Annotated in this window: 7 protein-coding genes, 1 tRNA gene and 1 pseudogene; 8 read left to right on the forward strand and 1 reads right to left on the reverse strand. The window is 61.2% G+C overall.

All coding sequences use genetic code 11. The features are described from left to right. Nucleotides 1-123 precede the first annotated feature (123 nt). The 8 genes from hisD (at nt 124) to NKI31_RS13110 (ending at nt 5,409) form a co-directional block, all read left to right on the forward strand. Nucleotides 124-1,416 carry a histidinol dehydrogenase gene (gene hisD / locus NKI31_RS13075; RefSeq protein WP_023740451.1) on the forward strand — a complete coding sequence of 431 codons (1,293 nt, stop codon included), beginning with the start codon at nt 124-126 and terminating at the stop codon, nt 1,414-1,416. Between the two features lie 6 nt (nt 1,417-1,422). After that, complete coding sequence (locus tag NKI31_RS13080) at nt 1,423-1,908, forward strand: UPF0262 family protein (protein WP_023669283.1); 486 nt, start codon at nt 1,423-1,425, stop codon at nt 1,906-1,908. After that, nucleotides 1,896-2,360, forward strand: a complete 465-nt coding sequence (locus NKI31_RS13085; RefSeq protein ID WP_081725519.1) for an arsenate-mycothiol transferase ArsC — start codon at nt 1,896-1,898, stop codon at nt 2,358-2,360. The genes NKI31_RS13080 and NKI31_RS13085 overlap by 13 nt, the downstream gene beginning before the upstream one ends. 183 nt (nt 2,361-2,543) lie before the next feature. After that, a complete protein-coding gene (infA, locus tag NKI31_RS13090; RefSeq protein WP_006200926.1) occupies nt 2,544-2,762 on the forward strand; it encodes a translation initiation factor IF-1 in 219 nt (72 codons plus the stop codon). Between the two features lie 19 nt (nt 2,763-2,781). Beyond that, nucleotides 2,782-3,408: a Maf-like protein gene (locus NKI31_RS13095; protein ID WP_023681911.1), complete on the forward strand. Its 627-nt coding sequence runs from the start codon at nt 2,782-2,784 to the stop codon at nt 3,406-3,408. After that, nucleotides 3,405-3,596, forward strand: coding sequence for a DNA gyrase inhibitor YacG (yacG, locus tag NKI31_RS13100; RefSeq protein WP_023669280.1), 192 nt, complete (start codon nt 3,405-3,407; stop codon nt 3,594-3,596). Before NKI31_RS13095 ends, yacG begins: the two co-directional genes overlap by 4 nt. 214 nt (nt 3,597-3,810) lie before the next feature. Then, a tRNA-Phe gene (locus NKI31_RS13105) sits at nt 3,811-3,886 on the forward strand. A 212-nt stretch (nt 3,887-4,098) separates the two neighbouring features. Continuing rightward, nucleotides 4,099-5,409 carry a tyrosine-type recombinase/integrase gene (locus tag NKI31_RS13110; RefSeq protein WP_352651775.1) on the forward strand — a complete coding sequence of 437 codons (1,311 nt, stop codon included), beginning with the start codon at nt 4,099-4,101 and terminating at the stop codon, nt 5,407-5,409. Between the two features lie 586 nt (nt 5,410-5,995). Here the strand turns inward: NKI31_RS13110 and NKI31_RS13115 are convergent. Beyond that, a pseudogene (locus tag NKI31_RS13115) lies at nt 5,996-6,184 on the reverse strand (IS481 family transposase); the annotation flags it as partial.

A 6,184-nucleotide genomic window follows, 5' to 3' on the forward strand; every position in this document is an offset into this window, starting at 1 on the left:
AAAAAGTGGGTGCCGGTTTTTGTTGGACAAAACGGGAATCGTTTGTCCAGAGATCATGCTCCAACAAAGGGTTAGATCGTGATGAGATTTCAACCAAGTCTCATCACGATCTAGACGCAGCCGATGGCCATTACGCTTATCCAGTCCGATGCCGGTTTCGAGCAGCGTTTCGCCGCCTTCCTGACCACCAAGCGGGAGGTATCGGAGGACGTCGACACTGCCGTGCGCGCCATCATTGCGCGGGTTCGTGCCGAGGGCGACGCTGCCCTGGTCGACTACACGCTGAAATTCGACAAGGCCGACCTCAATAGTCTCGGCATCGCCGTGTCGAAGGACGACATCGCGCAGGCCTACAAAGACGCCGATCCGCAGACGGTCGATGCGCTCAAGTTCGCGCGCGACCGCATCCGATCCCATCACGAGCGACAAATGCCCAAGGACGATCGCTATACCGATGCCGCCGGGGTCGAGTTGGGTTCGCGCTGGACGGCGATCGAGGCGGTCGGGCTCTATGTGCCGGGCGGCACGGCGAGCTATCCAAGCTCGGTGCTGATGAACGCCGTGCCGGCCAGGGTGGCAGGCGTCGAGCGCATCGTCATCGTCGTGCCGGCGCCGGGCGGCATCATCAATCCGCTGGTGCTGGTGGCCGCCGATATATCAGGCGTTTCGGAGATCTACCGCGTCGGCGGCGCGCAGGCGATTGCCGCCCTTGCCTATGGCACGCAGACGATCCGGCCGGTCGCCAAGATCGTCGGGCCCGGCAATGCCTATGTCGCCGCCGCCAAGCGCCAGGTGTTCGGCACGGTCGGCATCGACATGATCGCCGGACCGTCTGAAGTGCTGGTCGTGGCCGACGGCAGCAACGATCCCGACTGGATTGCCGCTGATCTTCTCGCTCAGGCCGAGCATGACGTGTCGGCGCAATCGATCCTGATCACCAACGATCCGGCCTTCGGCAAGGCCGTCGAACAGGCGGTCGAGCGCCAATTGCTGAGCCTGCCGCGCGCCGAGACGGCGGCTGCCAGCTGGCGCGATTTCGGCGCGGTGATCCTGGTGGAGACCATCGAAGCCGCGCTGCCGCTGGTCGACCGCATCGCCGCCGAACATGTGGAACTCGCCATCGACGATGCCGAAGGCTTCCTGGCCAGGATGCGCAATGCGGGTGCTGTGTTTCTGGGACGCCATACGCCCGAAGTCATCGGCGACTATGTCGGCGGCTCCAACCACGTGCTGCCGACGGCGCGTTCGGCGCGCTTCTCTTCGGGCCTGTCGGTGCTCGATTTCGTCAAGCGCACCTCGATCCTGAAGCTCGGGCCGGAGCAGCTGAGAGCACTTGCGCCGGCGGCGATTGCGCTGGCCAAGGCGGAAGGCCTCGACGCGCATGGCCGCTCCGTCGCCATCCGGCTGAACATGTAGGCGGCGATGGCGGACGGCGATCAAACCCGCGCAAGGCTGATCGATGTCGAGCTCGACGAGTCGATCGGCCGTTCGACGCCCGATGTCGAACATGAGCGCGCGGTAGCGATCTTCGACCTGATCGAAGAAAACAGCTTTCAGCCGGTCAATGATGACGGCGCCGGGCCTTATCGGCTGAAGCTCTCGCTGGCCGAATCCCGGCTGGTGTTTGCGGTCGCCCGCGAGGATGGTGCTGATGTCGTCACCCATATCCTGTCGCTGACGCCGCTCAGGCGCATCGTCAAGGACTACTACCTGATCTGCGAAAGCTATTACGACGCCATCCGCTCCTCGACGCCGAGCCATATCGAGGCGATCGACATGGGCCGGCGCGGCCTGCACAATGAAGGCTCGCAGACGTTGATGGACCGGCTGGCCGGCAAGATCGACATCGACTTCGACACGGCGCGGCGGCTGTTCACGCTGGTCTGCGTGCTGCACTGGCGGGGTTAGACCTGACTGGGGCGCCCCGCTCGATCCTGTTTTTGTGCGGCATGAACGCCGTGCGCTCACCGATGGCCGAGCAGCTGGCGCGGCGCATGCTGCCGCCGGCCACTTTCGTCGCCTCTGCCGGCGTGCACAGGGGCGAGCGCGATCCGTTCGTCGACGCGGTGCTGGCCGAAGAGGGCCTGACGCTGGGCGAGCGCCAGCCGCGCTCGATGGACGATCTCGAGGACGATTATTTCGACCTGATCGTCACCCTGGCGCCCGAAGCCCACCACGCCGCGCTCGAGCTCACCCGCTCGCTTGCCGTCGACGTCGAATACTGGCCGATGCCGGATCCGACCGATGTCGGCGGCAGGCGCGAGCAGATCATGGCCAGCTATCGCGACGTGAGGGAACGGCTGAAAGCGCGCATCAGCCGACGTTTTCTGCTTCCGGAGGTAAAAAACGCGGCGGATTGATGCATGTCGCTCAAAGCGGTCCCGGTTTTGAGATAACGACATGCATAAACGAAAGCTTGGAGCGCGTCGCTTATGACGCGATCTAAGCGTGTTCACAAGCGCACGATTATCATATAGGTTCCGCCGAAATTCCGGCCTGGGCGCTCCAGGGCGCCGGAACTGCAATCCAAGCAAAGGTATCGAATGCCGAAGGAAGAAGTCCTCGAGTTTCCGGGTGTCGTGACGGAATTGTTGCCCAACGCGATGTTCCGGGTGAAGCTCGAAAACGAACACGAGATCATCGCCCATACGGCTGGCCGCATGCGCAAGAACCGCATCCGTGTGCTGACCGGCGACAAGGTCCTGGTCGAGATGACGCCCTATGACCTGACCAAGGGCCGCATCACCTACCGTTTCAAGTAACAGTCCGGCGCGAACCGCGATGAGCATCCTGCAGAAGCTCGTGCTTGCCTCTGGTTCGCCGCGCCGGATCGAACTGTTGCAACAGGCCGGCATCGAGCCGGACCGCGTGCTGCCAGCCGATGTCGACGAAACGCCGCTGCGCGCCGAACATCCGCGCTCGCTGGCCAAGCGGCTGTCGAAGGAAAAGGCCGAGAAGGCGCTGGCCTCGCTGAAAAGCGAGGAAGACTATGCGCCAAGTTTCGTGCTGGCCGCCGATACGGTGGTCGCGGTCGGACGCCGCATCCTGCCCAAGGCCGAGACGCTGGACGACGCCGCCAATTGCCTTGGACTGCTTTCGGGCCGTTCGCACCGGGTCTATTCCGGCATCTGCCTGATTACGCCGGGCGGCAAGCTGCGCCAAAGGCTGGTTGAATCCAGGGTACGCTTCAAGCGGCTTCCACGCGAGGAGATCGACGCCTATGTCGCCTCCGGCGAATGGCGCGGCAAGGCCGGCGGCTATGCCGTCCAGGGTCTCGCCGGTTCGTTCGTCGTCAAGCTGGTCGGCTCCTACACCAACATTGTCGGCCTGCCGCTCTACGAGACGGTGGCGCTGCTTTCGGGCGAAGGCTTCAAGGTCCACACCAGCTGGCATACCGCGCGGCCATGAGCCTGGACGATAAGGTCACACCACTGCGCCCGAAGCGCCCCTGCCCCGAATGCGGCAAGCCGTCGGCGCGCGAGACCTATCCGTTCTGCTCTAAGCGCTGCAAGGACATCGACCTCAACCGCTGGCTGAAGGGCGCCTATGTCATCACCGCGCGGGATGACGAGGACGAGAGCGACGAGCCGAAGTAGGGTTTGGGCGGTGCCGGCCGCGCAATTCCACTTCGCCGACCTTACGCAATTGCTGCTTTGCCGGCGTCGGTATTGTCTGCGACAATTGCCCCGGAAAATCAGCGCTTAGGCGCTGGACAGGCCGGATTCCCGTGCTATAACCCACGCGCTTTCAAGGGGTGCCCCACGGCGCTTTCCTGAAATCCGGTCAGGCGATGTCTCGTTTGCCGGCGAGGCCCAGATAGCTCAGTTGGTAGAGCAGCGGACTGAAAATCCGCGTGTCGGTGGTTCGAATCCGCCTCTGGGCACCATCCCCCCTTCTCCCGGCACTCCTTTTCACCGAACCTTCTACGCTGCAGCTTTTGCAACCGCTTGGAATTGTTGGTCTTATGCAGTCGCATTGCGCGGTTAAGCGGGACACGGAGCGCTTCAGGAGCATTTGGTCCAACGAGGCGGGGGGATGGTATTTCCGTTGGTATTCGACATCCTGATGGTATCGAAACAGCCAAGGGAGACCTGACGAATGCCCCTCTCCGACGTGAAATGTCGAAATGCCCGCCCTGCTTCCAAGCTCGTGAAATTATCTGATGGGGGCGGGCTGCAGCTATGGGTACAGCCCACGGGCTCTCGCCTCTGGCGGCTCGCCTACCGCTTTGACGGCAAGCAGAAACTGCTCGCGCTGGGCAGCTATCCCCTTATCTCTCTCGCCGAGGCACGGGAGGCGCGCGATGACGCTAAAAGGCTTCTGCTAGCTGGCGTCGACCCTGGAAAGGAACGCAGCTTGCGGAAGGCCGATTCGGCAAAGGACTCCTTTCGCTCAATCGCGGACGAATATGTTGACAAACTAAAGAAGGAGGGACGTGCCGACCGGACGATCAGCAAGGTCAAATGGCTGCTCGACTTTGCCTATCCGATAATTGGCGACAAATGCATTCGGGAGATCGACCCGGCCACCATCCTTACTGCCCTCCGCCGCGTGGAGGTTCGCGGTCGATACGAGTCGGCCAGGCGACTGCGCTCCACGATCGGCAGCGTGTTTCGATACGCAATCGCGACCGCACGCGCCGAGACAGATCCGACCTTCGCCCTCAGAGGCGCACTCATCAGTCCGACGGTAACGTCTCGCGCCGCGATTACCGATCCGAAGGCCTTGGGCGGTTTGTTGAGGGCGATCGATGCATTTGAAGGACAGCCTACAACCCGGGCCGGCCTGATGCTGATTGCGCTGCTGTTTCCCCGCCCCGGGGAGCTTCGCGTCGCTGAATGGGAAGAGTTCGATTTTGAAAGCTCGGTGTGGACCATCCCTGAAGCACGCATGAAAATGCGACGGCCGCACCGCATACCCCTATCAAAGCAGGCGATCAGCGTCCTGACTTCACTCAGGGAAATTTCTGGTGGTGGATCGCTGCTGTTTCCTAGTGTTCGATCGGCTTCGCGTCCGATTTCCGACAATACGCTAAACGCCGCACTGCGTCGTATGGGTTACGGCAAGGAAGAAGCTACCGCGCACGGCTTTCGAGCAACGGCATCAACTTTGCTGAACGAATGCGGCGAGTGGCATCCGGACGCGATAGAGCGGCAGCTGGCCCACATTGAGAACAACGACGTTCGGCGCGCCTATGCCCGGGCAGAGCACTGGGAGGAGCGCATCAACATGATGCAGTGGTGGGCCGATTATCTGGATGAACTCAAGAGCAAAAACCCGCGGGTGAACTCAACCGAGGGACGCCGCAAGCCTGCTGTCCATACAATAACGAGACCATCCACTTTGAACCCAACAGCGGCCCTTCATCAAAGGCCGATACAAATCTCCAACCCCCGGAAATCATACTGACCGTCGAAAAACGCCGAAACTCGTCGCCAAGTCGGATGATTGGTTTGGGCCGGGAGGGGACTGTCCCATTTGCCTGGAAATGCAGGAAAGCGGCCGGCCAACCCAGCGTGGGATGTGACGAGAGACCAGGCCGATCTGCGCAACTGATAGGTAGTCCGAAGGGCAATCATGCCTCCCATTCCTCGTCCTCCCAACCCGACCTTTTCAGCTTGGCTGAGAGGGCTCGGGGCAAATCTCCATCCTCTGTCCATCCGTCATCCACATCGATGCCATCGAGAAGCGTCCTTACGATTTTCGCGCGGCGAAGAGCCTGAGCTCTCCAAGCGAGTTCTTCGAAGAAGGACCTTTCGAATTCATTGGCTACTCGAGGCTCCAGCCACGCGTCGAACATTGGGGCGAAGGTCACAAGTCGCGAGTGGCGCTCCACATATCCGGCGTTCGTGAGGTTGCGTGTTCGCCAGCAAGGAAGCGAGCGAATGATCCATCTCGGTCCTTGATGGGTTTCGGCTTGATGTCGAGTTCCCCGAGGTAGCGGTCCATGGAACTAACGTAGTTTTGGAATCCCTCCATCGCGTTTTGCTTTACCTTAGATGTTTAGTCCCAAGGTTTGATGGGTTGGATCGAGCCTGAATCGTTCGGGCTCTTTTGTCCAGATTTTGCAGATGTATTCAAAGGGCGTGGGCCCTTGAGGGTCTTCAGTCGACGGCCGAAATTATAGGCTAAGACGAAATCGGCGAGATGCTGGCGCAGTTGGTCATGGCTCTCGTAGTAGAAG

The organism is Mesorhizobium sp. M0659 (assembly GCF_040320605.1).
Taxonomy (GTDB): Bacteria; Pseudomonadota; Alphaproteobacteria; order Rhizobiales; family Rhizobiaceae; genus Mesorhizobium.

Coding starts and splice junctions, on each gene's coding strand:
- NKI31_RS13095 (WP_023681911.1), top strand. CDS start 2,782: ATGAGCATCCTGCAGAAGCTCGTGCTTGCCTCTGGTTCGCCGCGCCGG.
- hisD (WP_023740451.1), top strand. CDS start 124: ATGGCCATTACGCTTATCCAGTCCGATGCCGGTTTCGAGCAGCGTTTC.
- NKI31_RS13080 (WP_023669283.1), top strand. CDS start 1,423: ATGGCGGACGGCGATCAAACCCGCGCAAGGCTGATCGATGTCGAGCTC.
- yacG (WP_023669280.1), top strand. CDS start 3,405: ATGAGCCTGGACGATAAGGTCACACCACTGCGCCCGAAGCGCCCCTGC.
- NKI31_RS13110 (WP_352651775.1), top strand. CDS start 4,099: ATGCCCCTCTCCGACGTGAAATGTCGAAATGCCCGCCCTGCTTCCAAG.
- infA (WP_006200926.1), top strand. CDS start 2,544: ATGCCGAAGGAAGAAGTCCTCGAGTTTCCGGGTGTCGTGACGGAATTG.